The following is a 26434-nucleotide window of genomic DNA, read 5'->3' as shown; positions in this document are numbered from 1 at the left end:
GCGGCCAACTTAACCTAGCGGAAGCCTTTAAGAGGCCGAGAATTTGACCGTCACGCCGCGCTGGCGAAAGTAGGCCTGCATCAGCTTCCTGCCGGAACGATTGTTCTGTACGAGCCTCGCAGGGTCAAATACGGCCTCTTTCAAACCCGCCCGTGCCAACGCTGCCTTCAGTGTTGCGATATGCGCGTCAATGTCGGCATTGTCCGCCTGAAGCGATTGATAAATGCGCTCTATTGCATCTGCTACGGTCGGTTCGCTCACTATTGCACTCCTGATGTTATTGGTCCGGCGTTGCCAGATTTTTCGGCCCGACCCTATTGCTGTGAAAAATACCCTCGTCAATGGGGGACGATGGGTTGCTGCAGTAGCCTATCAATTCGTTCCGCTTGAACGGGCATGGCTCGGCGACAAGCCGTATAAAGTCTTGAATGCCCGGCTAAAAGCCGCCTCGGAATCGTAACCGACATGGCGAGCGATATCTCCGATACGCAAGTTCGATTTCCGCAATAAGTCTGACGCGACGGCCAATCTCCAACCGTGAACGTATCGCAGAGGAGGTTCACCAACCGCAGCCAAAAATACCCCTGCGAACCGAGAACGTGACATTCCCGCAATTGAAGCCAGGTCTCCCACTGACCAGGGCCGACTCGGATTACGATGAACTGCAGATAATGCCCTGGATACCCTCGCGTCGGCCAAGGCACCGATCCAGCCCTGTTTGCCTCCCTGCGATTTCGACCAGCTGCGGATAGATCGGATGACAAGAATATCGATGACGCGTGAGATCATAAGGGCCGCGCCCGGCTCCTGTGCCTCCTTTTCATAAACTAGGAATTGGGCGACGTCGCGGATGAGAACGGCGGATTGATCGGTGTTTTTCTCGACATGGATATAGTTCGGCAGCAAGCTCATGGTAGGCTGCAAGCCACAACCGTTTTCGAACTGAAACGTCGCGCTGAGCGTTCTTGCACGCACTGGCCCGATACCATCTCGAAGCACGTCCACTCCTACGCCCGATCCGTCGACTCCATGTTGGTGGTTGGCCTGGCGCCAACTTTTGCTAGGACAGGCCAAGGCGTACCTGATCGGACGTAGCAGCACGAAAACGTCACCCTGGGACAATCGCAGCGGCGGCTCGTCTTCGAGATAGATATCGATCTCGCCTTCCTGCACGACGTGGAGACATGCCGAACTGGGTCGAAAAAGGATATGAAATCCATCCGCGCATTCCGTCGTAAAAACCCGCTCGCCTTTCAGTTGCACGAAACGCAGAATATCCGACAGCAGATCTGTGGGCGTCTGATTATCGGACGCTGGAGCAAGAACTCCGTTGTTGCTGTCATGGGGCGCCAAAGCAATCTCCTCTAGTTTCGACCGCGAGCGCTAAAACAAAACTGTCATCGATTTCAATTATTTACGCCGATTGGATCGAGCTGGCAATCTGCCGCAACGGCGCGATCGCGAATTTGCTCAAACCTTCGTTTCCTTCTTGGAAGCGTGCATTGCTCAAGGAGAAATTGGAAATGCGTTCTCTCGTCATGACGGCTGCCGCAACTTTGCTTGCGGGCACTGCTTTTGCCATGTCTGCCAATGCAGGCGAAGTTCCCAAGGGGGCGGCGCACAATATTGTCCTCGTCCACGGCGCTTTCGTCGATCAGACAAGCTGGCAGCCTGTTGCCGACATTCTTACCGCCAAAGGGTACAAGGTCACTTTGGTGGAAAATCCGCTCACCTCGCTCGCTGATGACGTCGCGGCGACCAAAAAGGCACTAGCGGCACAGAATGGTCCGACCGTTCTTGTTGGGCACTCGTGGGGCGGCGTTGTCATTACCGAAGCTGGTAACGATCCGAAGGTAAAGTCGCTGGTGTTTGTATCGGCGTTTGCGCTGGATGTCGGCGAGTCCCTGGCTTCACTCTCCAAGTCTGGGCCAGCGACTGACGGCGCGAAGTCCATCCATCCTGATGACAAGGGTAATCTCTATCTGGATCAAAAGACCTTACCCGAATTTGTCGCCCCTGAACTGCCGCTGAAAATTGCCGAGAAACTTGCTGCCAATCAGTTGCCCTTGAATCACACAGCGTTCGAAGCCCCGGTGGATACAGCCGCCTGGCATGTCAAGCCGAGCTATTTCGTCATCAGCACAAAGGACCGCGTGAATGCTCCAGAGGCTCAGCGAATGATGGCAGCGCGGATCAAGGCCAAGGTCACCGAAGTCCCCGGCAGTCACGCATCACTGGTCGTGTTCCCCAAGGAGGTAGCCGCAGTCATCGAAAAAGCTGCACTGGCGAAGTAGCCTCGCGCAGGCTCTCCAAGATGCATGGCTGCCCACTCGGTTGGGCGGCCCTCGTAGTTTGGTGCGCCAATCCCAGCCCGTGACAAGCGGCGGTCACCGGAAAAGCTCGACGTTCTCGTCGCAAAAATCGTCAGGACTTTTGGGCGCGGCGAGAATCTCCGCTTTGGGCCAAAAGCGGTCCCCGCAACCCTCGGCCCAGCAACGCCCTTAATCCCGTTCGAGAACGATGCGCTGCCGGCCGGCGAGATCCTGGATGTACTGCCAAGCAACGCGGCCCGAGCGGGCGCCGCGGGTCGTTGACCATTCCAGCGCTTCATGGTGCATTTGGGCGCGGTCCATACCGAGCTTGAAGTGGTCGGCATAGGCATCGATCATCTGCAGGTAGTCTTCCTGGCTGCATTTGTGGAAGCCGAGCCAGAGCCCGAAGCGATCCGACAGCGAGACTTTTTCTTCCACCGCTTCCGATGGATTGATCGCGGTCGACTGCTCGTTTTCCATCATATTCCGCGGCAATAGATGGCGACGGTTGGATGTGGCATAGAAGAGCACGTTATCCGGCCGTCCCTCCACGCCGCCGTCAAGCGCTGCCTTCAACGACTTGTAGGCGGTATCGTCGTGATCGAAGGAAAGGTCGTCGCAGAAAACGATGATGCGATGGGGCACACTCTTCAGGATGTCGAGAAGAACCGGCAGCGAGGCTATGTCCTCGCGATGGACCTCGATGAGCTTGAGCGACACGCCCGTCGCCCGCCGCACATCTTCATGCACGGCCTTGACCAGCGAGGACTTGCCCATGCCCCGCGCACCCCAGAGAAGCACGTTATTGGCGGCAAATCCTTCGGCGAAGCGCAAGGTATTCTCGTGCAGGATATCGCGGACGTGATCAACACCGCGGATAAGAGCCAGCGCCACGCGGTTCGGCCGTGGCACGGGCTGCAGGTGCGAGCGCACTGGGGCCCACACAAAGCAATCTGCAGCCGACCAATCATTGGCAACCGGGGCGGGTCCCGCGAGACGCTCGACCGCTGCGGTCAGGCGGCGCAACTCGGCCAGGATTAGTGTATTCTGATCTTCGCCCATGGTGTTTCCTCCGAAAATAATCGGCTGCGAACCTCTGTTCGCCCTTTCGCTGCGGGGTATCATGGCCTTTCGATGGCGGAAAGGCTAAGAGGCTGGGGAAACGGTACGGTCCGCTCCTGTTTCTGTTGCATTCGCCATGATCGCAACTATATTCCGGCGGCCTGAGGTGGGCCTTTCCGCCTGAAGTTTTTAGGAGTTTCCGATGTTTTTCACCAACGCGTATGCGCAGAGCGCAACAGATTCCGGCCTTGGCGGCTTTGGCGGCTCCGGAATGGAGATGCTTTTCCTCTTTGTGCCGCTGATGGTCGTTTGGTATTTTCTCCTGATCAGGCCGCAGCGTGCGCAGGCAAAGAAGCGGGAAGACGTCTTGAAGAACATTCGTCGCGGCGACCAGATCGTGACAGGCGGCGGCATCGTGGGCAAGGTCGTCAAGGTTGTCGACGACAAGGAACTCGATGTGGAAATCGCCGAAGGCGTGAAGGTTCGCATCGTTCGCAGCGCGATCTCCGAGGTCCGTGTCAAGGGCGAACCCGTCAAGGCCGACGCCGCCTAAGCAATGTCATAACGGCGGGCCTCAAAGGTTGCGTCGCGACGAAGACCCGAACTCGAGAGGCCCATGCTGAACGTCTCACGGTGGAAGACCATAGTCATCTGGTGTGCCGTTCTCCTGAGCGTCATCTTCGTCGCGCCGAACCTGTTCAGCAACCAGCAGCTTGCCGCATTGCCAGGCTGGCTGCCCCTCAAGAAGGTCAGGCTGGGGCTTGATCTTCAGGGTGGCTCGCAGCTCATGCTCATGGTCGAGCGTGACGACATTCTTCGCAACAGTCTTGAAACGACCGTCGACGGCATTCGCACCAAGCTGCGCGAAGCCTCGATCCGCTACAGCGGTTTGACCGGCACGGGGCAGACCATAAGGGTCAGCATCACAGACCCCGCACAGGTCCCGACCGCCATCGACGCCCTGAAGTCGATTACCAACAGGGTAGGCACCGGAACCATCGGTCTGGTGCAGGAAACGACGATCACGCCAAGCGACAACGGCCTGCTGACGATCCGCATCACCAATGAAGGTATCGATCGCCGCATAGCGTCTGCGCTGGCGACATCGATGAACGTGGTGCGCGGCCGCGTCGAGCAGCTTGGCAATGCCGAGCCGCTGATCCAGCGGCAGGGTTCGGATCGCATCCTGGTGCAGGTGCCGGGCGTTGCCGATCCACAGCGGATCAAGAACCTGCTCAACCAGGCTGGGCAATTGACCTTCCGCATGGTCGATCAAAGCATGCCCGTCGAGCAGGCGATCCAAGGCTCCGCGCCGATGAATTCGGACGTGCTCTATACGCAGGACGATCCCCCGGCGGCCTATCTGGTCGAAAAGCGCGCCATTCTGTCCGGCGACAGGATCGCTGACGCCCAGGCGGGCCTCGACCCCAAGACCAACGAGCCGGTCGTGACCTTCCAATTGGATGCAGACGGCACCAAAGCTTTTGCACGGGCGACCCAGCAGAATGTCGGTCGCTCCTTCGTGGTCGTTCTGGACGATCAGGTCATTGCAGCCTTGCCGATCGCACAAGCGAATACGACGGGAGCCGGCCAGATTTCAGGCGGCTTCTCGGAACAGGGGGCGAGCGATCTCGCGGTCCTTCTACGGGCGGGCGCGCTGCCGGCAACCCTGACGGTTGTCGAGGAGCGCACGGTTGGCCCGGGGCTTGGCCTGGATTCTATCCGATCGGGCATCATTGCAGGCATGATCGGCGCAATCGCCGTCATTGCCTGCATGGTCTATTTCTACGGCTTCCTCGGCATCGTCGCCACCGTCGCGCTCTATGTGAACATCCTGATGATCCTGGCGATCCTGAGCCTGACGGGGGCCACGCTGACCCTGCCCGGCATCGCCGGCATCGTTTTGATCATCGGCATGGCGGTCGATTCCAACGTGCTGATCTATGAGCGCATCCGCGAGGAATTGAAGGCCGGGCGACAGCTGCCGGAGGCCTGCGACGCCGGCTTCAAACGCGCTTTCTGGACCATTATCGACGCGAATATCACGACCCTGATCGCGGCTGTCATCCTTTTTTACATGGGCAGCGGGCCTGTGCGCGGCTTTGCCGTGACGCTTGCGATCGGCATCCTGACGACAGTCTTCATCGCCTTTACGCTGACCCAGTGGATCATCGTAACCTGGATAAAGCGCAGACGGCTGAAGCATCTTCCGAAGGATGTCCGCACGTCCATATTCGACCGGGCGCATATCCGTTTCATGGGAATTCGCCGTTTCAGCTTCACTGCCTCGGCTGCGCTGTCGCTTTGCGCGATGATCGCGCTCGCGACCGTCGGCATGCATCTCGGCATCGATTTCAACGGTGGTTCCATCATCGAGGTGAGGGCAAAGCAGGGGGCGGCGAACCTCGCCGATATTCGCACCCGGCTGAACGAACTGAACCTCGGGGAAATTCAGGCCCAAAGCTTCGGCGACCGGGCAGGGGCATTGATCCGTATCCAGTCGCAGGAGGGCGGAGAGAATGGCGAACAATCCGCTGTCACGCTCGTTCGCGATGAACTCGGGAATGACTATGATTTCCGCCGTGTCGAGGTGGTGGGCCCTTCGGTTTCGGGCGAACTGACCCGCTCGGCGACGCTTGGCGTTCTGGCGTCACTTGCCGTGGTGCTGATCTATATCTGGTTCCGCTTCGAATGGCAGTTCGCCATCGGCGCCATCGTTGCGACGCTGCATGACATCATATTGACCCTTGGCCTATTCGTTCTGACCGGCATCGAGTTCAACCTGACGAGTATCGCGGCCGTCCTCATGATCATCGGCTATTCCCTGAACGATACGGTGGTCGTCTACGACCGCATGCGTGAAAATCTCAAGCGCTACAGCCAGATGCCGCTGCCGATCCTGATAGACGCCTCGATCAACCAGACGCTCTCGCGCACGATCCTGACGGCCGCGACGACATTGCTTGCGCTGCTTGCACTTTGCCTCTTCGGCGGCGAAGTCATCCGCGCCTTTGCCTTCACCATGCTATTCGGCGTGGCGGTCGGCACTTTCTCTTCGATATATATTGCCGCGCCGTTCCTGATCGTTTTCAAACTTCGTCCTGATCGGTTCCAGACAGGCGGGGACAAGAAACAAAAGGCGGCTGCGGACGTTCAGCCCAATAAACCAGCGGTATAAGACATTGGCAAAAGGCATTGAAATTCGACAGGCGCACTTCCCGGGCCGCGCCCCGATCGACGCTTACGGAAACGGCGGATTCCGCTTTGCGGACATGTCGCATCGCGGCTCGTTGCTTTGCTTGCCCTCAGGCATCTATGGATGGGACATGACCATGGAGGATGCCCTGACGCCGGAGCATTTCCAAAGAGTGATCGCTGAAGCCGCCGAGATTGAAGTCCTGCTTGTCGGCACCGGCACGGAGATGCGCCCATTGCCGGCCGCGCTGAAGGCGGCCTTGCGCGCCGAGCAGATTTCGTCGGATCCGATGAGCACCGGCGCGGCTGTGCGGACGTTCAACATCATGCTGTCCGAGTCGCGCGCCGTCGCCGCGGCGCTGATCGCCGTCTGACAGGGAAGCGACCGAACATGGCATCTGAGGGCGCAGGACGCAGCAACCAGGACATTTGCCTGGCGACGCTCCGTGAGACCGATCGCGACCGCTATCTCGCCTGCCTTCTGTCTCCGGAAGACAAGCGTGGCGCTCTGGCTGCACTTTATGCCTTCCATGCAGAGCTGGCGCGTATTCGCGATCTTGTCCATGAACCGCTGCCGGGCGAAGTCCGGCTGCAATATTGGCGCGATCTGCTGGAAGGCCAGGCACATGGCGCAAGCGAGGCCAATCCGATCGCTGCAGGCCTGCTCGCAGCCGTTGTCGAATATCGACTGCCGCGCAAGTCCCTGATCGACATGACAGAGGCGCGTATCTTCGATCTCTACGACGATCCGATGGAGACCCGCAATTCACTGGAAGGCTATGCCGGCGAGACCGCATCGGCGCTCATCCAGCTTGCAAGCCTGATCCTGTCGGCTGAAGACGCGCCTCGCTCGGCCGAAGCCGCCGGCCATGCTGGCGTCGCGCAGGCGATAGCCGGACTGCTGATGCTGATGCCATTGCATCGCCGCCGCGGCCAGCTTTACCTGCCGACGGAGATATTGTCGGCGACGGGGCTGGATCGGGAAGCTTTCCTGGCCGGAAACGACAAGGACCGCATCTCGGCAGCGATTGAAGCATTCGCCGGCCTCGGGCGAGAGCATCTGGCAAAGGCGAGGGCGGCTGGCAAGATTGCCCCAAGCGTCTTTCCCGCTTTCGTAACGGTGGCGCTTGCCGAATCTACGCTTCTCAAGGCGCAAAAATTGGGTAGCCGTCTATTCGACGAGCCGATCCAATCGCCGCAATGGCGCCGGCAGATGCGCATGGCGGTTGCTGCGACGACCAGAAAATTCTGATTGAGTTTAAATTCGCGCAAGTCTTGGGCGTTATAATTACTGCGAGTTTGTCCGAATCGAAGGAGAGATCGCTATGGGCCTGATCGTCTGGGGTGTGATTTTTGCCCTCGTAATCCTCTTTGCCTTCGCCGTCACGCGCTGGACGTCACAGGAAAAGGAAGACGGCCTGCATGATACGGGGCTGGCCATCCTGCAATTCGGCCGCGCCTTTCCGGCAGAAGCGATCCGCCAGCTTCAGAAGACGGCGGACGGCCAGGCGGTATTCGTGCGGCTGCACGACAACAAGGCCGGCTTCATACGCAACAACAGGAATCACTTCGCCTGCCACGTGATCCAGCCGGGACGGGTCCGGGTCACGGATTCGGGCACCGGACGCGGACTGGTGATCGAGTTTCTGGACGCGCCGCACCACAACGGCAAATTCGAATTCGCCACGCCCGCGGAAGCCGCGGAAGTTTCGCTCTGGTTGCTCGGCAATTATGTCAGCGACGCGGATCTGGATCTGCCGGCGCCCGGGCCAGCAGCAAACAACGGCTAATCCAGCTCGCGATCACGCGCTTTCCGCCATGGCGGGAGCAACACCCAGCCATTCGGCGCAATCTTTCAAAGCGCGTTTGGCGATAAGCTGTCGCTTCATGATTGTCTTGTCCTTGCCCCGGAAGCGCTTGACGCCCTCGGGTCTCTGGATCGAGCCGGGCTCGAGCTCCGGAAACAGTCCGAAATTGATGTTCATCGGCTGAAACGAGCGCTTTCCCGGTTCTTCGTCGTTGACGATGTGGCCGCCGGTAATGTGGTTGAGCAGGGAGCCGAGCGCCGTCGTGTCCGGCGGCAGCAGGACCGGTTCGCCTTTGCGCTCTGCGGCTGCAAAACGTCCGACCATCAGGCCGACGCTGGCGCTCTCGACATAGCCTTCGCAACCCGTGATCTGGCCCGCAAAGCGCAAACCCGGCCGTGACTTCAGTGTCAGAGACCTGTCGAGCAACGTCGGCGAATTGATGTAGGTGTTGCGGTGCAGGCCGCCGAGCCGCGCAAATTCGGCGTTTTCCAGGCCGGGAATCAGCCTGAATATCTCGGCCTGCGCCCCGTATTTCAGCTTCGTCTGGAAGCCGACCATGTTGTAGAGCGTGCCGAGCGCATTGTCCTGGCGCAGCTGGACCACGGCATAGGCCTTGACCGTCGGGTTGTGGGCGTTGGTGAGGCCCATCGGCTTCATCGGTCCGTGACGCAGCGTTTCGCGGCCGCGCTCCGCCATCACCTCGATCGGCAGGCAGCCGTCGAAATAGGGCGTGCCTTCCCATTCCTTGAAGCCGACGGTGTCGCCGGCGATCAGGGCGTCGACGAAGGCGTTATACTGCGCTTCGTCCATCGGGCAGTTGATATAGTCCTTGCCGGTTCCGCCCGGCCCGACCTTGTCGTAGCGCGACTGATACCAGCAGACATCCATATTGATGCTCTCGCGATAGACGATCGGCGCAATCGCATCGAAGAAGGCAAGCGAATCGGCGCCCGTTTCTGCCTGGATTGCGGCTGCGAGACCCGGAGCGGTGAGCGGCCCGGTCGCGATGACGGCCAGATCCCATTCTTTCGGCGGCAGGCCGGAAATCTCCTCGCGAACCACCGTGATCAGCGGATTTGCCTCGATAGTCTGCGTCACAGCGTCCGAGAAGCCGTCACGGTCAACCGCGAGCGCACCACCGGCCGGGACCTGATGCTTGTCGGCGCAGGCCATGATCAGCGAGCCGGCCATGCGCATTTCCGCATGGATGACGCCGACGGCATTGCTGGTCGCATCGTCGGACCGGAAGGAGTTGGAGCAGACAAGCTCGGCAAGGCTGTCGGTCTTGTGTGCGTCGGTGCCGCGAACGCCGCGCATCTCGTGCAGGATAACAGGCACACCGGCGCTGGCGATCTGCCACGCAGCCTCGGAACCGGCAAGGCCGCCGCCAATGACATGGATAGGGGAATGGGAAGAGGAAGAGCTGTTTTTCATGGGCCGGTGATTATCACGAGGCGAGGCCGGTTCCAATCGCCCGGAATCAAAAACGGCACCATTAAGGTGCCGTCTTGGGTACGCTCTTCAGTCCGAAATTAACGGAAGGAGCGCGAAGCGATCGAACGGATTTGATAACGGTTGATGCCGATATCGGAAAGCGTCTGGTTGGACAGGTTGCCGAGTTCGTTCAGCGTGCGGCGATAGCTAATCCAGCTCTTGGCAATGCGAAGCGGGTTCATGATGTCATTCCTCAGATCATGTTCGTGAGCGGCGTTATTGCCGACATCAGCGGATGACATTCATATAAGAGAGAACATGAATATTTTGCAGTGCAAATAAAAGGCGACTGCTATGCAATTGTGCAGTGTGACGCCTAAAAATCGACCATCAGTTAAATATTGAGCGGTATGCGCTGAGCGGGACGGTCAGGAGATGGGCATATGCATGTTGCAGGGCAAAAAAGAACGCCCGCCGCGGAAACCGCAACGGGCGTTGGATAGGCTATCGCAAGTATCCTGCGAGGCCGAGCTGCAGACGATTAACGGCCGGCAGCCTGGCGAGCAACGCGATGGATGTCCGAACGGTCGATGCCGAGGTCGTGCAGTTCGCGGGTGGTCATACGGCCGAGTTCAGAAACGGTCTGACGGTACTTGCGCCAATTGTTGAAAGAGCGTGCGATGTTCATTTTAAATCCCCTTCCTAGGGTTCGTCGATATTCCAGCGCCCCTGGCGCTGGCCTTCATCTGATGACCGCTAATATATGTTGCGCTGCGAGAACTAAAAAGCGCCAAAGCATCATGACACCTATGCGTCATCTGCATTCCTTTTGGCTTTTTTGCCTTAAGTGATGATTAAATTATGTGCGCATCAAAAGGGCGTGAAAACCGTCGATTCTGCTTGAAAACGGCATTTAGGGAGCCCGCAGCGATGCGCCTTTGTCCTTGGGTTGGCTCAGCTTTTGGCCGAATGTGTAGCCGGCAATCAGCCGGGAGACTGCACCGGCGGACACGAGTGCGGGGCGGGGCGCTGGCCCGCAATATCACCATTAGCGCGGGGCCGATACCGGAAAATAAGGATATTTAACAAGGGGTAAAAAATAACGCCCACCGCGGGAGGAGGTGCGGTGGGCGTCATTTACAGTGACCGGCAACTGGGAGGAGGAGTGTTGCCAGTCCATCGGAGAGCACTGGGAGGAGGAGTGTGCGTCTCCGAATTCTATGCCAGGAAATCATTTCCTCGGGCTCTTGCGGATTATCCGCCGCGGAACGCCATCGCCGCTATCTGTTGAAATTAAAATAGTATGACTTTTGAAAATTGTGCAGTGCGATAATTTCATGGATGCTATGCTTATTACGCATGTCTGGAATTGGTTCCATTCCATGTCATATTCATAATACGTAAAGCTTTAATGCGCGCTTAATATTTGTGCCGAATTTATGCATGGTATGGTTTGGGAGTGAGGCTGCGGCGAGCTGTTTGCGCCTGCCTCCGGATGCTGAATATATGGATACTGACGCCAGACTTTTTTAGATGCTCAACGCGAAGAGGTGAGGATGTATCGGGGCAGGCTCCAGCGAGATCTTTCGCTCTGGGTGGAGAAGGGCTTTATCGAGCCGCCGCAGGCGTCAGCCATCATGGCCGAGTACGACAGCCGGCCGACCAGCTTCAGCCTAGGGCGCGTGCTCTCCATTCTGGCAGCGCTGCTTGTGGCGGCCGCCATCCTGCTGCTGGTGGCCTCCAATTGGGAACTCATACCACGCCCGCTACGCGTCGGTGCTCTCCTCGCGTTGATCTGGGCCTTCTATCTCGGTGGCGCCTTCTACACCGTGCGCGGCCAGACATCGCTTGCCGCTGGCCTGTTGCTGCTCGGCACGATGAGCTTCGGCGGCGCCATGTCGCTGGTGGGGCAGATGTACCATATATCCGGCGACGAACTGCCGATGATGCTGACATGGTTCCTGATAGCCTGCCTGGCTGCAGCCCTTTTTCGATCAGGCAGCCTCGTCGCCCTGGCCGGCTTTCTGTCTTGGGCCTATTTCAGTCTTTATCTTGAACAAAATGACGTGCACTGGATAGGTTTGTCGCCCTGGGCTCCGCCTTTGATGGCAGCGGTTGTTATCGCGCTCGTCCGCTATGTCGGCGCAAACAGGGCACGCCATCTTGCCTATTTGTTGCTGATAGCCTGGCTGACATGGCTCTACTCGCTGAACCAGCAGCTATCGACCGCCGTCCTGTTTGCCGCTGGCGGAATGATTGCCTTCCTGGCGGTCAGCATACCCGGCTCGCCGCTTCAGCGATTGACCCGCGATGCGGGCGCTGCGCCGGCATTCTATACGTTTCTTGTGGCTGTCATCGGTTTCTTCATGCTGCATGTCGAGATCGAAACCGGTCCTCGTTTTGTCGTCCTCGGTGTTGTCACATTGGCCGCATCGGTCGCGGCGATCGGCCTTTGCGGACGGGATAATGGCGCGGTCCGCTATCTTGCCTACGCCGTTTTCGCATCGGAAATCCTGTATCTGGCGTCGCAGACGATCGGATCGATCATCGGCACATCAGGCTTCTTCCTGATCTGCGGCCTCCTGGTGGCCGTTGTTGCCTGGCTCGTCATTCGGCTGGAGCGTCGCTTCGGCGACCGAAACCAGGAGGCACGCTCATGAGCTTTCTCACTGACCTTGGCGTAACACTCGACGCCTCCCGCAGACGCAGGGCATGGATTGCGGCGGTGGTCATGGCCGCGCTGCAGACGATTGTCATCGGTTATGTGATCGAGAGCCGAGCCTCGATTCTCGAAAGCGGTTCCGAAGTTCTGCTGAAGACGGCGCCGGTCGACCCGCGCGATCTGCTGCGCGGCGATTACGTGACATTGAATTACGACATTTCCCGCGTGCCGGCGAGCACGGTCGTGGGTGGCATGCCCACCGAGGCGGGTGAGAAGACCTTGTGGGTGCGGCTGCAGAAACAGGGCGACGGTTTCTGGGGTATTGCCGAATCATCCTTTAGCCCGCTGCAATCCAAGCCCGACACCGTCCTTATAGAAAGCTTGCCCTTCAACTATTATCCCGTCGAGGCCGATCAGTCGTTTCAGGTCGATTACGGCATCGAGCGCTTCTACGTGCCGGAGGGCAAGGGCCACGATATCGAAACGGTGCGCACCGATGGCCGGGTCTCGGTGGCCGCGCGGATTTCGGGTGGTGGCGAGGCGCAGATCCGAACCCTCATGATCGACGGCAAACCGGTCTATGAAGAGCCGCTTTACTAGCATCAGAGCGATAAAGCGCATCTATCCCGCCGGGACGGTCGTGGAACCGTCATTTTTCCTTTGCGTGGTTTAAAACGGGTGATATAGAGACGCCGCGCTCCGGAAGGCCTCATGCGCAGGCATTTGCCATGCGGTTTTGGGAACGCGGGTATGGTGAAATTGGTAGACACGCCAGATTTAGGTTCCCACCCAAAACACTTTCCATAGTGCAACTATCCCAGAAACGAGAATGAATACGGGCTGTTAACGCGGCCCGTTTCTGCGACAATCAATGTCTCCACTAGTGCAACTAAAATCGCCCGGTTTTCGGGATGGGAAAAAGGACTGCGACAATTGAGAAAATGGATGATCTTGGCGGCTGTTTCGGGACTGGCTATTGCGGTCTCTGCGACAATTTCAGATGCCCGTGGGGGCTTCGGCGGCGGACGTGGTGGCGGCTTTGGTGGCGGTGGACGCAGCTTCGGCAGTGGCGGATTTACCCGGTCCTACACTTCACCACGGTCAACCTATGTGGCACCGAGGACGGTCTATCGGAACAACACCACGGTTGAGCATCACTACTACGGCGGTGGCGGTGGTGGCGGCGGTTTCCTGAGTGGCTATCTCTGGGGGTCCATGCTCAGCGATCACCAGCAAGCAGCCCCGGCACCAGCTCCGGTTGTCGTGGTAGCACCTCCGGTCAACAGCGGTGTACCTACGGGGACTGTCGTTCAACCGAACGTCTCCACTGTTGCACCTGTTGCACCGATGCAGGCACCCAACGTTGAAGAGGACGATAGCTCTGGCTGGGGCTGGTTCATCTTCCTCATGATCGTCCTCGGTGTCGGCGGTGTCGTCTGGTTCTTTCGCGAGGGGCTGACCGATGGCAACCGACGACTTCAGTAGTTCGCCTGAGATCACCGTCTTGAAGCAGAAGGGTCCGCATCGGTGGACCCGGCACCCGAAACACGCAGACTTCGCGGTTTGGTACGGCAACACCATCGTGGCCCAAGGTGGCCAAGAGCTGACCGAACGCATCTACAAGGAGCGCAGTGCATGACGAAATGGACCCCGCATATCTATGGCCAGCTTCCGAAGGACCTCGGCATCAAGGACTACGCCCTCAGCGGCGAAATGATGTTCTGGCTTTATTGCCCGATCAAGATGCCTGAGAAGGTTCGTCAGCTCCCCGACAACCTGACACAATTCTTCCGCCTCATCTGCGACGTTGCCTCCGACGTTGTTGCTGACTTCGGTTTTGATCGGTGGCGAGAAAGCTACGTCTACCTCACGGCAAAGACCCTCTACGTCTCACCGCAATCACCGGGAAATCGCCTTGGCTGGCATAGCGACGGCTTCGGTACCGACGACCTGAACTACATTTGGGCTGACCGGAACCCGACGCTGTTCTTCGACGCCTTGGGTGAACCATACACCGCACCCGTAGACCATACCGAGGCCCTGAAGGACTTCGACTACATCGCCAATAATCCGGTTGCTGGTGAGCGGAACGACGTGACCTACCCCGACCGTAGCCTCCTTCGGTTGGACCAGACCGTCATCCATGCGGTCAACCCCAATCCCCAACCCGGTCTGCGCACGTTCCTCAAGGTCTCTGTCTCGAAGGAACCGTATGCCCTCAAGGGCAACAGCATCAACCATCTGCTGCCGGATCACCCACGCCCTACCGAGGAGCGCCAAGCCGAACGCAATCACCCCCAGGGCAATATGAATGAAGTTCGGACGAAGGAGGCCGCATGAGAGTTTGGGTAGCGGTTGGTCGCACCGAAAGCGGCGATGACGTGGGTCCTTATGTCTGGTCCTACGAACCCGATGAAGCTGAAATCCTCAGGGTCATGGAAGCCGATTGGCCGGAGGAGTTCGAAGCCTTCGGTGATGACGGCGGCATCAGTTGGGACCTTGGGTCAGCGGAGGTGATCGTTTGAACGCTTACACCTTGAACCCCGCTGTCAATGGCAAGCCAAGGTACCGCATCTGCACCAAGGGTCCTTCACATTGGTTCGTGGAGCGCCTGACGACGCACGGATGGGAGCGGGTACAGGAGGACAACGGCAGTGAGTACGCTTGCCGTCTCATACCATTCGCCCGTAGCACCGAACGCGATTGTGAGGATTGGATAGGCGGGGAGCTGGTCGCCTACGATGCCGAGTTGGCGAAAGAGCTGGCCATCAAGAACCACATAAAGGCGCATCCACCACGGGAGTATCCTTGACAGACTACGAACGCCAGATCGAACTTGAGATATCCATGGCTGGCCTTGGTGCCGAACGGTTCCAGTCAGCCTTCAACAAGAACATGGAAGCTGGTCGCGGTACGTCTACGGCGGCTGGCAACACCCTCGTCAAGAACGCGGTACGTCCTCTATCGGATGCTATCACGCACTTCGTAGAGGGCATCTACGCTGGCAAGGTTGGTCGTCGGGCAACGGCGGCTATCCTCATCCACGAACTGGACATCAACGCGGTGTCCCTCGTCGTCACCCGCGTCATCCTGAACAAGCTGCTTTCGAAAAAGAAGGTGGCCTTCACGATGCTGGCCTTGCAGGTTGCCAACGCCGTCGAGGATGAGGCACGGTTTACCAGCTTCGAACGTGACGCTGGACCGCTGTTCAAGACCATCGAGCGCAAGGCGGAAGGCGAGGGCGCTGACATCGGCCACAAGAGGCGTGTCCTTACCTACGCCATGGGCAAGTATGATATCCCGTGGGATCGCTGGGGCAGGACGGACAAGCTTCAGCTCGGTTGGAAGATGATCGAACTGTTCTGCGATGTCACCGGGTTGGCTGAGGTTGTCCAAGGTGCCCAAAGCGCCGACAAGCATTCCTCGGCTGACCAGTATCTTGTTCAGCTCACCGAGAAGTGCGCCAAGTGGGTCGAAGCCTCAGCCCTCAAGGGCACCGAGTTGGCTCAGTTCTTCATGCCTACGGTCATCCCTCCGAAACCGTGGGAAGGCTTAAGCGGCGGCGGGTACTGGTCCAATGCGATCCGGCCCTTGTCGCTGGTGAAACGGGCAAGGAAGGAACATCGGGAACTATTGAAGACCGCAGATTTGTCCGTGGTCTACAAGGGTCTCAATGCTATCCAGAACACGGCATGGCAGATCAACCCGCAGGTCTTGGCCGTGATGCGGGAATACATCAGCCTTGGGTCCACCTACGCCGGTCTGGTTCCGCTCGAAGACATCCCGTTGCCGAACAAGCCCCACGACATCGACACCAACGAACAGGCTGCCAAGGAATGGCGTTGGGCGGCAAGGGATATCCACAACGACAACTATCAGCGCAAGCTTGCTCGCAAGGGCCAGTGTGACCTGATGGAGTTGGTGAAGCGGTTCGAGCATGAGCCCCGTATCTACTTCCCGCACAACGTGGACTTCAGGGGCAGGGCCTATCCAATCCCGAACCTGTTGCATCCTCAGGGAACCGATGTCGTCAAGGGTCTGCTTCGGTTTGCCGATGGTGTTCCTTTGGGTGACGATGGTGCACGATGGCTCATGATCCACGGGGCCAACTGCTACGGTGTCGACAAGGTATCTTTCGATGACCGGGTGAAGTGGGTCAGGGATCATACTCAGTTGATCTTGTGGTCAGCAGAGGACCCCATAGCCAACCGATGGTGGACCGAAGCCGATAGCCCGTGGTGCTTCTTAGCGTTCTGCTTCGAATTCCGCGACGGTATGATTGCCAACGGTAAGGGCGAGGAGTTCGTCTCTCGTATCCCCGTGGCTCTGGACGGTTCCTGCAACGGCCTTCAGCACTTCTCTGCCATGCTTCGGGATACCATCGGTGGCAAGGCGGTGAACCTGACGAACAGCCCGACGCCGCAAGACATCTACCAGCGTGTTGCGGACGTTGCCACGGCCAAGCTACGCCTAATTGCCTCCACTGTTGCAATGGATGACCCACTGCAAAAGAAGGATGCACCGACGCCTCACGACAAGAAGCGTTGGGCTGAGGGCTGGGTGTACTTCGGTCTGAACCGTAAGCTGACCAAGCGCCCTGTAATGGTCCTGCCTTACGGAGGTACACCACGTTCCTGCTACCAGTATGTCGGGGAGGCGGTTGCCGAACGCATCAAGGGTGGACAGGATCACAACTTCGGTGACGAGCTGAAGAAGGCCACGGGTTACCTAAGCTCGACCGTATGGGACAGCATCGGGGATGTCGTGGTTGCCGCAAGGCAGGCTATGGAGTGGCTGCAACACGTATCCCGGCAGATGTCCAAGGCCAACCGTCCGCTCATCTGGAAGACGCCCTCAGGGTTCATTGCCTACCAAGACATCAGGGACATGCGGTGTCGTCGGGTAAAGACCAAGCTCCACGGGAAGGTCATCTATCCGAAGCTCTACGACGAAACGGACAACATCAACGGTGCCAAACAGGCAACGTCGGTCAGCCCGAACTTCGTCCACAGCTACGACGCGGCTGCCATGTTCCTCACCTTGGCCATGCTGGTCGACGCCGGGGTGACATCCTTCGCCATGATCCACGATAGCTACGGAACCCACGCGGGTAGGGCGACTTGGTTGGCCAACGCGCTCCGGCAGGCTTTCGTGACCATGTACCAAGGTGACGCCCTCAGTGACTTCCTATCGATGATGGATACGGACGACCTTGAAATCAAACCACGGCCACCAATGGGGGACCTAGACATAACGGAGGTGCTGAACGCCGCGTACTTCTTTGCCTAAACCGTTGCACTAGCGGGACAATCACACTGGTGGACACAATTGGTTGCCCACTAGCAATTTCGAATTTCCAACCAAAGGAAAACTTATGACACCTAAGGTTACACTAAGGTTCGGCGCGAACCACAACAGTCTTACCGTTGGTTCTACGGTGATCGACCTGAACACGCTCAGCAAGGACGAGAAGTATGAAGCTCGTCGTACCCTAATCGAAGGGCTGAAGTCTCAGCGTTACTTCTCCCGCGAGGCAATGATCGTCAACAAGCAGTTCCGCAAGCCGGTGGCTGCATGACGAACGCCGATGTTGCGCTCGACATTATTCTGATCGCGCTCCTCACAATCTCCATCTTCTATCCAAAGGGACCCCATGCCCCGGCTTAGGCTGAACAAAGACAAGATCAATATGGCCCGTCCTCGCGAAGTTGCGGCGGCGGTAATGATGACGCTCAACGGCCTTCAGGATTACACGCCTGAAATTCAGGTCATGGGCGCAGCGGCTGTCTTCCTCGAATTGAGCGAAGCTTTGGACATTCCTCCTCAGGAAGTCTTCACGGCCACCAAGAACCTCATCGCGGGACAGGACGGCAAACGCGCTGAGTTCACCGCAATCCAAGACTACATCCAAGGAGAACTGATTTGACGAACTTCAAGAAGAACGACCGTGTTGTACTCTCCGACGCCAGCGACATGGTTGGATACCCCCTCACCATCGGCAAGGAGTACACGGTTCAGGAAGACCAGACCGGCACATGCGTGGCCGTGAAGGACGACAAGGGCTGCCGCTCGGCTCCGTTCGCATGGCGCTTCAAACTGGTGGCATCGGCTGACACCTTCAAGGTTGGCGACAAGGTTGTCATCAAGGACAGCCAGTGGTCCGACTATTGGAACGTTAGGGACGTAACCCGTGGACGTACGTACACCTTGGCCACAACTTCGGCAGACGGTGACGGAAAGTTCCAGCTCGTATACTTTGTCAACGACGAAGGCCGAACGGTCAACAGCTATGCAAGCCGCGTAGACCGTGCCACCTCGAACTCCATCGAACAGGCCCGTGAACAGCGCAAGTTGAACAAGGCCAACCGTAAGGCTGCCGGTGTCGCCCGTGCTGCAACCATCGCCGCCCTGGCTGGACCCGTTGCCAAGAAGCCGATGCTGTTTGCCGAACTCACGGCCACACAGGTCCACGCGGCAATCGCCAAGCATATCACTGGTATGTTGCCCGGTCTCAGCGGCGTGAAGGTTCTCGGTCTCGAAAAGACCACCGAGGGCTACAAGGTCAACCTTGGTCAGTACGCATGAGCGTAACGCCACCGATGGCCCACGCCATCATCCTCTGGCAACGCGGTCAGCCAATCCCGGTTGACCTTTGGGTCCAGCTTCAGATCGAGGGTCACGACATGGTGGCCCTAGAGAAGAAGTATCGTAAGTAAATCTCTCCACTATAACAACAATCCCACAAAGGAATATACATGGCTGACAAGAAGAAGCGTGTAGAAGCTGTCAAGATCACCACCCCACGGGCACCGGCTGTCTTCCCGAAGCTGGACTTCGCTGCACCGGACTACGGCACCGACGCCTATCCGATCGAAGGTGGTGCGTTCTCCATTCAGGTTCGCCTGACCAAGGATGACCCTCAGGTCGCGGCACTCCTCGCCAAGATCGAAAAGGTTATGGAAGTCTCGGAAGCTGAGGCTGTCGAGAAGTTCAAGGCCCTGCCGGTTGCCACCCGTAAGAAGCTCGGAATGGAAGCCCCGAAGCGGATGGAGTTCTACACCACCGAGTACGACGAACAGGAAGAAGAGACCGGAACGATCCTTCTCAAGTTCAAGATGAAGCACTCCGGTACGACCGACAAGGGTAAGGACTGGAAGCGGTATCCGCAGCTCATCGACGCTCGGCTTCAGAAGCTTAAGAAGGGTACGGCAATCTGGGGCGGTTCTACGGTTCGCGTCTCTGGTGGCGCTGTTCCGTTCTGGGTTGCCGGTCAGGCTGCCTTCGGTGTCTCCCTGCTTCTCGAAGGTGTTCAGGTGATCGAACTGGTTTCTGCCGGTGGTCGCTCGGCTGCCGACATGGGCTTCACCGAGGAAGAAGGTGGCTACGATGGTAGCGACGGCTTCACCGAAGAAGACACCGACGACCAGAACGAACCCGATGGCGATACCTCCGGTGACGAACCGGAAGGCAGCGACGACTTCTAACCCTTGGCATTCGTACGCAATCTGGACAAGGGCGCTATCCTCAAAGGGTATCGCTCTGGTCTGGAAGACAAAGTGGCCGATGAGCTGAGGGCAGTTGGCCACAGCTTCGAATATGAGCAACTGAAAGTCGAGTACCTGAAGCCTGCTCGCAAGGCCAAGTACACACCAGACTTCAAGCTCGCAAACGGGATCATCGTTGAAACGAAGGGCCGGTTCCTCACCGAGGACAGGCAGAAGCACCTGCTTGTCAAAGCCCAGCATCCCGAACTGGACATCAGGTTCGTGTTCAGCAGCAGCCGAACGCGCATCTCGAAGCAGTCCAAGACGACCTACGGCATGTGGTGCGAGACCCACGGCTTCCAATACGCAGACAAATCAATCCCCAAAGCATGGCTACATGAGCCACCGAAAGGCATCCAATGATCAAGACCGTACTCGCTTCCGTCGCTGCTCTGTTCGTCCGTCCGTCGACCGAAGGTGCGCTTAAGGCACTTACGTCCACCGTGTCCAAGCTCGACGCCGTTGTCCTCCATCACACCTCGCATATCGAGAAGCACGACGCCAAGGTTGCGGCTTCCAAGGTCAAGCGTGACGCCACCTTCGACAAGTCGCAGGAACACTTCGAAGCTGTTGACGCCAAGGCACGGGCACTGGTTGTCGCTGCTGAAGCCAAGGCTGACAAGCTGACGATCGCTGCATGCAACAAGGCCGACGCCATGGATGACGCTGCCGACGCCGAACATGAAGCCGTGGTTGCCGCTGCTGCTGACGCCAAGGCTGCCTCGACGGCAGAGATCGCCCAGGCACAGAAGGTCGCTGCGAACATCAACGCGCTTCTCTCGTAATCCTTACCGCATGTCTCTGGGTGGTGATCGTTCTGTTCGCCACCCTGTTTCCCCTCACTGTTTTAAGGATGCCTGTTTGAGACCTATCTCCCAAGCTGAACTGACCGAACTTGCCAGTCGTCTACCGAAGGCTGGACCGCACACTCGCCCTCATGAAGTTGTTCATGTCATGCGCGAACCCGACTACCGGGCAATGTACCGCAACGCACCCATAGATTGGGAGCAATCCTACGTCGACAAGGTGACCTTCAATTTGCATCGCGGTCGCCTTGACGGGACCACGGTCTACTACTGGACCTACAACGGTGTCATCGCGAGGGTCGACGTTTGATCACCGAAAAGGATGCCCAGCTCCTCATCTGTGATGACCTCGAAGGCGACCATTACGAAAACGTCCAACCTGCTGAGATCACTGGTGATAGCCGGTGGTCCAAGTTCTACGAGGCTGTCTATCGGGACAAGCGTGACGGTACCTTTTGGGAAATCTCGTGGTCTCGTGGCGCTACCGAGTATCAGGACCAAGGCGTCGAAGATGTAGCTATCCAGCAGGTATGGCCACGCGAAGTAACGCGAACAATCTACGTGACCTCCCCAGAATAACCAGTGGAAACTGAAAGTGAATTTGTCCGACACGAGAGCTGTCCCAAGTGCGGTTCATCGAACAACTTGGGGCGGTACAGTGACGGGCATGGACATTGCTTTGGGTGTGGCTATTTCGAAAAAGGCGACGGAGGAACATTGGAAGAGACTGAAGTATCCGCGCCGAAAGCGAAGGGACTTTTACCTATTGGTGAGCCGAACGATTGGGCTAGCCGTAAGATCGACCTTGAGAGTTCTACCAAGTGGGGCTTCACGCGATCCGAGATGGGCGGCAAAGCTGTCCGTATCTTCAACTACCGCGACACCAACCAGCGCATCATAGCGCAGAAGGTACGCACCGCTGGTAAGGACTTCGTCTTCCTCGGTGACACCAAGAACGCCGGTCTCTACGGGATGCACCTGTGGCGAGACGGCGGTAAGAAGCTCATCATCACCGAAGGCGAGATCGACGCTATCAGCATCAGCAAGGCGCAGGGTCACAAGTGGCCAGTCGTCTCGCTACCCACGGGTGCCAATGGTGCCGTTGGTGCAATCAAGAAGAACCTCGAATGGATCAACACGTTTGAGGAAGTCATCCTTTGTTTCGATATGGATGAGCCGGGGCGGGAAGCTGTAGACAAATGCGTCCAGCTATTCGAACCGGGTAAGTGCAAGACGGCGATCCTCCCGCGCAAAGACGCCAACGAAATGCTGATGCACGGTGAGGTGAGGGAACTCATTGATTGCCTATGGTCAGCTAAGGTTCTCCGTCCTGACGGCATCGTTGACGGTGCTGACCTATGGGACCTGATGGAGGAAGACGACGACAACGATCACGTCACCCTGCCGCACCAGAAGCTAAACGAGATGACCCTTGGTGTCCGCACCGGGGAAGTCGTGACGCTGACCTCTGGTTCCGGCATGGGTAAGTCGTCGCTCATCCGTGAGTATGTCGACCATCTGCTTAGGACCACCGAGGAGAACCTTGGTATCCTTATGCTAGAGGAACCGATCAAGCGTACAGCCCGTGGTCTCATAGGCGTTCGTTTGTCCAAACCTCTCCACCTTGACAAAGAACTCGCTAGTGCAGAGGAACGACGGAGGGCTTATGAGGAGACTGTTGGTAGTGGAAGGGTGTTCCTCTACGACCACTTTGGTTCAACTAGCTCTGATAACCTACTGGCTAAGATCCGGTATCTCGCCAAAGGTTGTGGCTGCAAACGCATCTTCTTGGACCATCTCTCCATTGTCGTATCGGGACAGGAAGAAGGCGACGAACGGCGGAACATCGACTTCATCATGACAGCCTTGGCCACCTTGGCGCTCGAATGTGACATCACGATTTTTCTCGTGACGCACCTTAAGAGACCATCCGGTGACAAGGGTCATGAACAGGGTGCTGAGGTTTCTATGGCCCAGCTCCGTGGGTCTCATTCCATCGGGCAGCTTTCGCACACCATCATTGGTGCAGAGCGAAACCAGCAAGCAGATGGTGAGATCGAGATCGACGGTAAGATCATCCCGCTCAACACCATCACAACCCTAAGGGTACTGAAGTGTCGCTGGACAGGCGAGACAGGTATCGCTGGTTGGCTTTGGTACGACCGCAAGACAGGTCGCCTCTATGAGCTGATGTCCGATCCGTTCGCAGATAAGGGCGAGAAGAGCAACCGAGGGACATCAACCTTCGAAGACGAAACCGACATGGAAGACTGCCCCTTCTGATGCACCAGCACACCAACGACAACATACCCTCGTCCGTGAAGATCAAACGGGCGGGGGACCGGATCACCATGATTTTTAACAAGGCTACCATCACGCTCACCATCGGAGGAGCGGGTGAACTTGCCGCTGCCCTGAAGGAGTTATCATCTCCGACTTCTGCTGGAAGATAAACGGTAGACCTATAGATGAGCTTGAACAACTCGTCTTCGATATTGAGAGTGACGGGCTGATACCAGAGATGACCGTGGTTCATTCCTTGGTCATCAAGAGTACACTGACCGGTCAGTCTCAACACTTCACTGACAACGACTATCCCGGTGCTTTGCCTATCGCGGTTGGCGTTCGGGCACTTATGGATGCTGCGGTCATCTGCGGTCACAACATCCAAACCTTCGACATCCCGGCGCTTCAGAAGATTTACCCGTGGTTCAAGCCATCGGGCATCGTTCTCGACACCATCATCATGTCTAGGCACTTCTACCCCGACATGAAGGATGCAGACTTCTTGCAAGCCAAGAAGCGCGAGTGGATACCGCCGCAGTTGTACGGTCGCCACAATCTGGAAAGCTGGGGCTACCGCCTTGGTCACTGGAAAGGCGACTACGGTAAGGAGAAGGAAAAGGAAGGTCGTGCCCTTGGTCTCAAGGGTGATGAGCTGACCTACTTCGTCTGGGGCCGATGGTCACCAGAGATGCAGGACTATTGCGGTCAGGACGTTGAGGTAACCTTTGCTCTGCTTCGTAAGCTGCGCAAGAAGGACTTCAGCTTCCAAAGCGTCCAGATCGAACACGACGTTCAACGCATCATCTCCCGGCAGGAAGCTCACGGTTGGGCCTTTGACGAGGAAGCTGCCTATCGTCTCTACGGTATGTTGCGCGGTGCCCAGGCTGAAATAGAAGACAAGCTTGCTGGCATCTTCGCACCGTGGTTCCGCCCAGACGGCGTAGTCACACCAGCGGCAGACCGTCGTGTCAAACGCGAAGACCTTGGTGTCACCATCACGGAACGTCGGTTCTCCGAGGCCACCGGCAAAGAGCTTAAGCCCTACGTCGGTCCCGTTCGGGAAAGCTACTCGACCGAAGCGCCGTACACCAAGATCAAGATGAAGCCGTTCAACCCCGGCTCACGTCAGGACATCGCGAACCGCCTTCAGAAGCTCTACGGGTGGAGACCTTCCGAGTTCACCAACGATGGTCAGCCTAAGGTGGACGATGAAGTCCTCAGTAAGCTGAAGTACCCGGCAGCCCCACTCCTTACCGAATACCTTCAGATCGCAAAGCTTACCGGCATGTTGTCGGAAGGCAAGGAGGCTTGGCTTAAGGCTGTCCGCAACGGTCGAATCCATGGTCGCGTAAACACCATGGGCACGGTCACCAGCCGCATGACGCACCAGAAACCGAACATGGCTCAGGTGCCATCGGGGAAGGTGAAGTGGGGCCATGAGTGCCGCGCTCTGTTCACCGCGAACAAGGGTCAGGTCCTCGTAGGCTGTGACGCCGACGCCCTCGAACTGCGCTGTCTGGCCGGGTACATGGCCCGTTGGGACAAAGGCGCATACATCAAGACCATTCTCGAAGGCCGCAAGGAAGACGGCACGGACATGCATACGCTCAACGCTAAGGCGCTTGGGTGTTCCCGCGATACCGCCAAGACGTGGATTTATGCCATGCTCTACGGTTCGGGTGACTATAACCTTGGGTTCGTCCTCGGTGTCCGTGGGTCCGCTGAGAAGATCGCGGCGGCTGGTAGGGCTGCCCGTAACAAGCTGATGAAGGCGTTTCCCGCGCTCAAGAAGCTGGTCGACGCGTGTAAAGAGAAGGCGAAAGTAGGGAAGCTCCGTGGTCTCGATGGTCGCTATGTTCCGATCCGATCGGCACACTCGGCACTCAACACGCTGCTTCAGTCTGCCGGTGCAATCATCATGAAGCTGGCCTTGGTCATCGCTGACCGGGAACTTCAGGAAGCAGGGTTCGTCCCGCTGGTCGACTATGAATGGGTAGGGAACATCCACGATGAAACCCAAGCCTCCGTTCGTCCAGACCGGGCTGACGAGTTCGGTACCATCATGGCCAACGCAATCGCCAAGGCCGGTGAGCAACTAAACTTCAAGTGCCCGCTCAAGGGCAACTACGACATCGGGCAGAATTGGGGTGAGACCCACTAATGCCTACAGTAAAGGACGACTATCTGTACGTCCTTACGCACCCGCTATACCCAAACCTCTGTAAGATCGGGAAGACTTTCCGACCGAAGGAACGTTTGAGTACTTACAACACCAGTGACCCATACAGGAGATTTACCTTTGCGCATGTTGAGCCTGTCTTCGATAAGAACCTCGGTGAGAAGGTTGTCCACGGTCTGCTGGCTTCGTTCCGCATCGGGAGGACTGAGTGGTTTCGTTGCCATCCCGACGATGCCGTACGTACCCTACGTTCCATCCACGCCAGCACCTTTGTCACCGAATGACGAACAGGGGATGCTGGACAACCTCCACAGCACCTATGGAATAAGGAGCATTTCTGATTAAGCGGACCATCCTGCTCGACGCAGACATTCTCGTGGTCTCCGGTTGTGCCTCAGGCATGAAGGAATTCGAGGGTGAAGATGACGAGTGGTATTACAGCATTGACCTGAAGGAAGTGAAGAACACCTTCCTCAATACCGTAAAGAACATCAAGAAGGAACTTGAAGCTACCGATGTTGTCCTCTGTCTTTCACAAGGACTTACCTTCCGACACGAAATCTATAGTGCCTATAAAGGTGGACGCGGACGGAAACCTCTTGGTGTTACTGCGGTTAAGCGATGGCTCGTCGAAGAGCATGGCGCTAAAGTTAAGCCGGGGATCGAGGCTGACGACACGCTTGGCATACTCGCTACACACCCTTCACTGATCAAGGGTGAGAAGATCATCGTCTCTGCCGACAAGGATTTGCAGACGATACCCGGTAATCTCTACCGTGGTGGCAATTGGGTTGAGATCGATGCGCCGACCGCCCGATACAACTGGCTGCTCCAAACGCTGACAGGAGACGTGACCGATGGTTACCCCGGTTGCCCCGGTATGGGTCCGGTGTCGGCACGTAAGATACTAGACAAGCTCGATATCGAGAACGAAGCCGAGTGGTGGCCAGCCATTGTTGAAGCCTACGCCAAGAAGAACCTTGACGAAGAGTTCGCACTAACGATGGCCCGTTGCGCTCGTATCCTCCACTACACCGACTACGATTTCAAGAAGAAGGAAGCTAAGCTTTGGACGCCGGTCCAGTAAAGTCTGACGGCGGTTCATCGTCGTACTACAAGATACCAAAAGGTTGCACCGATCTACTA

31 protein-coding genes are annotated in these 26434 nt (G+C 57.5%); 25 read left to right on the top strand and 6 right to left on the bottom strand.

The features are described 5' to 3' along the window. Positions 1-27 precede the first annotated feature (27 nt). Both EV561_RS00250 and EV561_RS00245 read right to left on the bottom strand, forming a co-directional pair. Positions 28-264 carry a hypothetical protein gene (locus EV561_RS00250; protein ID WP_132518000.1) on the bottom strand — a complete coding sequence of 79 codons (237 nt, stop codon included), beginning with the start codon at positions 262-264 and terminating at the stop codon, positions 28-30. A 108-nt stretch (positions 265-372) separates the two neighbouring features. Beyond that, positions 373-1353, bottom strand: coding sequence for an AraC family transcriptional regulator (locus EV561_RS00245; protein WP_132516468.1), 981 nt, complete (start codon positions 1351-1353; stop codon positions 373-375). A gap of 170 nt (positions 1354-1523) precedes the next feature. Between EV561_RS00245 and EV561_RS00240 the strand changes: the two genes are divergently transcribed. Beyond that, positions 1524-2294: an alpha/beta hydrolase gene (locus EV561_RS00240; protein ID WP_132517999.1), complete on the top strand. Its 771-nt coding sequence runs from the start codon at positions 1524-1526 to the stop codon at positions 2292-2294. Between the two features lie 207 nt (positions 2295-2501). Here EV561_RS00240 and EV561_RS00235 read toward each other — a convergent pair whose 3' ends face one another. Beyond that, positions 2502-3374 (bottom strand): ATP-binding protein, encoded by an 873-nt coding sequence (locus EV561_RS00235; RefSeq protein WP_132516466.1) that lies wholly within the window; start codon positions 3372-3374, stop codon positions 2502-2504. A 202-nt stretch (positions 3375-3576) separates the two neighbouring features. Between EV561_RS00235 and yajC the strand changes: the two genes are divergently transcribed. From yajC to EV561_RS00210, 5 genes are all read left to right on the top strand, one after another. Continuing rightward, the gene (gene yajC / locus EV561_RS00230) at positions 3577-3927 is read left to right on the top strand and encodes a preprotein translocase subunit YajC (RefSeq protein ID WP_132516464.1); all 351 of its coding nucleotides are present in this window, start codon (positions 3577-3579) and stop codon (positions 3925-3927) included. A gap of 63 nt (positions 3928-3990) precedes the next feature. Beyond that, on the top strand, positions 3991-6552 hold the full coding sequence (secDF, locus tag EV561_RS00225; protein ID WP_132516462.1) for a protein translocase subunit SecDF: 2562 nt from the start codon (positions 3991-3993) through the stop codon (positions 6550-6552). 4 nt (positions 6553-6556) lie between these two features. Beyond that, on the top strand, positions 6557-6943 hold the full coding sequence (locus tag EV561_RS00220) for an Mth938-like domain-containing protein (protein WP_132516460.1): 387 nt from the start codon (positions 6557-6559) through the stop codon (positions 6941-6943). A 17-nt stretch (positions 6944-6960) separates the two neighbouring features. Then, positions 6961-7821 (top strand): phytoene/squalene synthase family protein, encoded by an 861-nt coding sequence (locus tag EV561_RS00215; protein ID WP_132516458.1) that lies wholly within the window; start codon positions 6961-6963, stop codon positions 7819-7821. Between the two features lie 73 nt (positions 7822-7894). Continuing rightward, on the top strand, positions 7895-8359 hold the full coding sequence (locus tag EV561_RS00210) for a hypothetical protein (RefSeq protein WP_132516456.1): 465 nt from the start codon (positions 7895-7897) through the stop codon (positions 8357-8359). Between the two features lie 12 nt (positions 8360-8371). On the opposite strand, the gene trmFO is transcribed toward EV561_RS00210, so the two are convergent. The 3 genes from trmFO to EV561_RS00195 form a co-directional block, all read right to left on the bottom strand. Beyond that, complete coding sequence (gene trmFO / locus EV561_RS00205; RefSeq protein ID WP_132516454.1) at positions 8372-9811, bottom strand: methylenetetrahydrofolate--tRNA-(uracil(54)-C(5))-methyltransferase (FADH(2)-oxidizing) TrmFO; 1440 nt, start codon at positions 9809-9811, stop codon at positions 8372-8374. 98 nt (positions 9812-9909) lie between these two features. Next, positions 9910-10053: a DUF1127 domain-containing protein gene (locus tag EV561_RS00200; RefSeq protein WP_132516452.1), complete on the bottom strand. Its 144-nt coding sequence runs from the start codon at positions 10051-10053 to the stop codon at positions 9910-9912. Between the two features lie 299 nt (positions 10054-10352). Then, positions 10353-10499 carry a DUF1127 domain-containing protein gene (locus EV561_RS00195; RefSeq protein WP_132516450.1) on the bottom strand — a complete coding sequence of 49 codons (147 nt, stop codon included), beginning with the start codon at positions 10497-10499 and terminating at the stop codon, positions 10353-10355. 868 nt (positions 10500-11367) lie between these two features. Here EV561_RS00195 and EV561_RS00190 point away from each other — a divergent pair. The 19 genes from EV561_RS00190 to EV561_RS00110 all read left to right on the top strand — a co-directional run bounded on the left by EV561_RS00190 (position 11368) and on the right by EV561_RS00110 (position 26375). Beyond that, on the top strand, positions 11368-12471 hold the full coding sequence (locus EV561_RS00190; RefSeq protein WP_132516448.1) for a DUF2157 domain-containing protein: 1104 nt from the start codon (positions 11368-11370) through the stop codon (positions 12469-12471). Beyond that, positions 12468-13073, top strand: a complete 606-nt coding sequence (locus tag EV561_RS00185) for a GDYXXLXY domain-containing protein (protein ID WP_132516446.1) — start codon at positions 12468-12470, stop codon at positions 13071-13073. The genes EV561_RS00190 and EV561_RS00185 overlap by 4 nt, the downstream gene beginning before the upstream one ends. Before the next feature lie 345 nt (positions 13074-13418). Continuing rightward, complete coding sequence (locus tag EV561_RS00180; RefSeq protein ID WP_132516444.1) at positions 13419-13958, top strand: hypothetical protein; 540 nt, start codon at positions 13419-13421, stop codon at positions 13956-13958. Then, positions 13936-14112 (top strand): hypothetical protein, encoded by a 177-nt coding sequence (locus EV561_RS37005; protein WP_165927723.1) that lies wholly within the window; start codon positions 13936-13938, stop codon positions 14110-14112. Before EV561_RS00180 ends, EV561_RS37005 begins: the two co-directional genes overlap by 23 nt. Beyond that, positions 14109-14813 carry a hypothetical protein gene (locus EV561_RS00175; RefSeq protein ID WP_132516442.1) on the top strand — a complete coding sequence of 235 codons (705 nt, stop codon included), beginning with the start codon at positions 14109-14111 and terminating at the stop codon, positions 14811-14813. The genes EV561_RS37005 and EV561_RS00175 overlap by 4 nt, the downstream gene beginning before the upstream one ends. Then, the gene (locus EV561_RS00170; RefSeq protein WP_132516440.1) at positions 14810-14998 is read left to right on the top strand and encodes a hypothetical protein; all 189 of its coding nucleotides are present in this window, start codon (positions 14810-14812) and stop codon (positions 14996-14998) included. Before EV561_RS00175 ends, EV561_RS00170 begins: the two co-directional genes overlap by 4 nt. Positions 14999-15281: 283 nt before the next feature. Next, a complete protein-coding gene (locus tag EV561_RS00165) occupies positions 15282-17762 on the top strand; it encodes a DNA-directed RNA polymerase (protein ID WP_132516438.1) in 2481 nt (826 codons plus the stop codon). 85 nt (positions 17763-17847) lie between these two features. Beyond that, a complete protein-coding gene (locus EV561_RS00160) occupies positions 17848-18051 on the top strand; it encodes a hypothetical protein (RefSeq protein ID WP_132516436.1) in 204 nt (67 codons plus the stop codon). Positions 18052-18195: 144 nt separating this feature from the next. Beyond that, positions 18196-18399 carry a hypothetical protein gene (locus EV561_RS00155; protein ID WP_132516435.1) on the top strand — a complete coding sequence of 68 codons (204 nt, stop codon included), beginning with the start codon at positions 18196-18198 and terminating at the stop codon, positions 18397-18399. After that, a complete protein-coding gene (locus EV561_RS00150; protein ID WP_132516433.1) occupies positions 18396-19058 on the top strand; it encodes a hypothetical protein in 663 nt (220 codons plus the stop codon). The genes EV561_RS00155 and EV561_RS00150 overlap by 4 nt, the downstream gene beginning before the upstream one ends. Further along, entirely contained in the window at positions 19055-19189 is a 135-nt protein-coding gene (locus tag EV561_RS38370) for a hypothetical protein (protein ID WP_281024694.1), read from the top strand. Before EV561_RS00150 ends, EV561_RS38370 begins: the two co-directional genes overlap by 4 nt. 39 nt (positions 19190-19228) lie before the next feature. Next, on the top strand, positions 19229-19957 hold the full coding sequence (locus tag EV561_RS00145) for a DUF2815 domain-containing protein (RefSeq protein WP_132516431.1): 729 nt from the start codon (positions 19229-19231) through the stop codon (positions 19955-19957). Positions 19958-19960: 3 nt separating this feature from the next. Then, positions 19961-20380, top strand: coding sequence for an endodeoxyribonuclease (locus EV561_RS00140; protein ID WP_207910483.1), 420 nt, complete (start codon positions 19961-19963; stop codon positions 20378-20380). After that, a complete protein-coding gene (locus EV561_RS00135; RefSeq protein ID WP_132516429.1) occupies positions 20377-20802 on the top strand; it encodes a hypothetical protein in 426 nt (141 codons plus the stop codon). Before EV561_RS00140 ends, EV561_RS00135 begins: the two co-directional genes overlap by 4 nt. A 76-nt stretch (positions 20803-20878) precedes the next feature. Beyond that, positions 20879-21133 (top strand): hypothetical protein, encoded by a 255-nt coding sequence (locus EV561_RS37000; protein WP_165927722.1) that lies wholly within the window; start codon positions 20879-20881, stop codon positions 21131-21133. Beyond that, positions 21130-21402, top strand: coding sequence for a hypothetical protein (locus EV561_RS00130; protein WP_132516427.1), 273 nt, complete (start codon positions 21130-21132; stop codon positions 21400-21402). Before EV561_RS37000 ends, EV561_RS00130 begins: the two co-directional genes overlap by 4 nt. A gap of 138 nt (positions 21403-21540) precedes the next feature. After that, positions 21541-23106: a DnaB-like helicase C-terminal domain-containing protein gene (locus EV561_RS00125; protein WP_132516425.1), complete on the top strand. Its 1566-nt coding sequence runs from the start codon at positions 21541-21543 to the stop codon at positions 23104-23106. Between the two features lie 238 nt (positions 23107-23344). Continuing rightward, positions 23345-25270, top strand: a complete 1926-nt coding sequence (locus EV561_RS00120) for a DNA polymerase (protein ID WP_132516423.1) — start codon at positions 23345-23347, stop codon at positions 25268-25270. A 418-nt stretch (positions 25271-25688) separates the two neighbouring features. After that, complete coding sequence (locus tag EV561_RS00110; protein ID WP_132516419.1) at positions 25689-26375, top strand: hypothetical protein; 687 nt, start codon at positions 25689-25691, stop codon at positions 26373-26375. The last annotated feature ends 59 nt before the right edge of the window (positions 26376-26434 follow it).

It is taken from the genome of Rhizobium sp. BK376, assembly GCF_004341625.1.
Classification (GTDB): Bacteria; Pseudomonadota; Alphaproteobacteria; order Rhizobiales; family Rhizobiaceae; genus Rhizobium.
The sequence above is the reverse complement of the archived record's forward strand: the minus strand, read 5'-3'. Positions and strand labels throughout refer to the sequence as shown.

Bases quoted from the DNA above. Each gene is read 5' to 3' on its own strand.
- EV561_RS00155 (WP_132516435.1), top strand. From the start codon at position 18,196: ATGATGACGCTCAACGGCCTTCAGGATTACACGCCTGAAATTCAGGTC.
- EV561_RS00120 (WP_132516423.1), top strand. From the start codon at position 23,345: ATGACCGTGGTTCATTCCTTGGTCATCAAGAGTACACTGACCGGTCAG.
- EV561_RS00170 (WP_132516440.1), top strand. From the start codon at position 14,810: ATGAGAGTTTGGGTAGCGGTTGGTCGCACCGAAAGCGGCGATGACGTG.
- EV561_RS00175 (WP_132516442.1), top strand. From the start codon at position 14,109: ATGACGAAATGGACCCCGCATATCTATGGCCAGCTTCCGAAGGACCTC.
- EV561_RS00210 (WP_132516456.1), top strand. From the start codon at position 7,895: ATGGGCCTGATCGTCTGGGGTGTGATTTTTGCCCTCGTAATCCTCTTT.
- EV561_RS00195 (WP_132516450.1), bottom strand. From the start codon at position 10,499: ATGAACATCGCACGCTCTTTCAACAATTGGCGCAAGTACCGTCAGACC.
- EV561_RS00110 (WP_132516419.1), top strand. From the start codon at position 25,689: ATGAAGGAATTCGAGGGTGAAGATGACGAGTGGTATTACAGCATTGAC.
- EV561_RS00145 (WP_132516431.1), top strand. From the start codon at position 19,229: ATGGCTGACAAGAAGAAGCGTGTAGAAGCTGTCAAGATCACCACCCCA.
- EV561_RS38370 (WP_281024694.1), top strand. From the start codon at position 19,055: ATGAGCGTAACGCCACCGATGGCCCACGCCATCATCCTCTGGCAACGC.
- EV561_RS00240 (WP_132517999.1), top strand. From the start codon at position 1,524: ATGCGTTCTCTCGTCATGACGGCTGCCGCAACTTTGCTTGCGGGCACT.
- EV561_RS00160 (WP_132516436.1), top strand. From the start codon at position 17,848: ATGACACCTAAGGTTACACTAAGGTTCGGCGCGAACCACAACAGTCTT.
- secDF (WP_132516462.1), top strand. From the start codon at position 3,991: ATGCTGAACGTCTCACGGTGGAAGACCATAGTCATCTGGTGTGCCGTT.
- trmFO (WP_132516454.1), bottom strand. From the start codon at position 9,811: ATGAAAAACAGCTCTTCCTCTTCCCATTCCCCTATCCATGTCATTGGC.
- yajC (WP_132516464.1), top strand. From the start codon at position 3,577: ATGTTTTTCACCAACGCGTATGCGCAGAGCGCAACAGATTCCGGCCTT.
- EV561_RS00180 (WP_132516444.1), top strand. From the start codon at position 13,419: ATGATCTTGGCGGCTGTTTCGGGACTGGCTATTGCGGTCTCTGCGACA.
- EV561_RS00185 (WP_132516446.1), top strand. From the start codon at position 12,468: ATGAGCTTTCTCACTGACCTTGGCGTAACACTCGACGCCTCCCGCAGA.
- EV561_RS00135 (WP_132516429.1), top strand. From the start codon at position 20,377: ATGATCAAGACCGTACTCGCTTCCGTCGCTGCTCTGTTCGTCCGTCCG.
- EV561_RS37005 (WP_165927723.1), top strand. From the start codon at position 13,936: ATGGCAACCGACGACTTCAGTAGTTCGCCTGAGATCACCGTCTTGAAG.
- EV561_RS00215 (WP_132516458.1), top strand. From the start codon at position 6,961: ATGGCATCTGAGGGCGCAGGACGCAGCAACCAGGACATTTGCCTGGCG.
- EV561_RS00190 (WP_132516448.1), top strand. From the start codon at position 11,368: ATGTATCGGGGCAGGCTCCAGCGAGATCTTTCGCTCTGGGTGGAGAAG.
- EV561_RS00235 (WP_132516466.1), bottom strand. From the start codon at position 3,374: ATGGGCGAAGATCAGAATACACTAATCCTGGCCGAGTTGCGCCGCCTG.
- EV561_RS00200 (WP_132516452.1), bottom strand. From the start codon at position 10,053: ATGAACCCGCTTCGCATTGCCAAGAGCTGGATTAGCTATCGCCGCACG.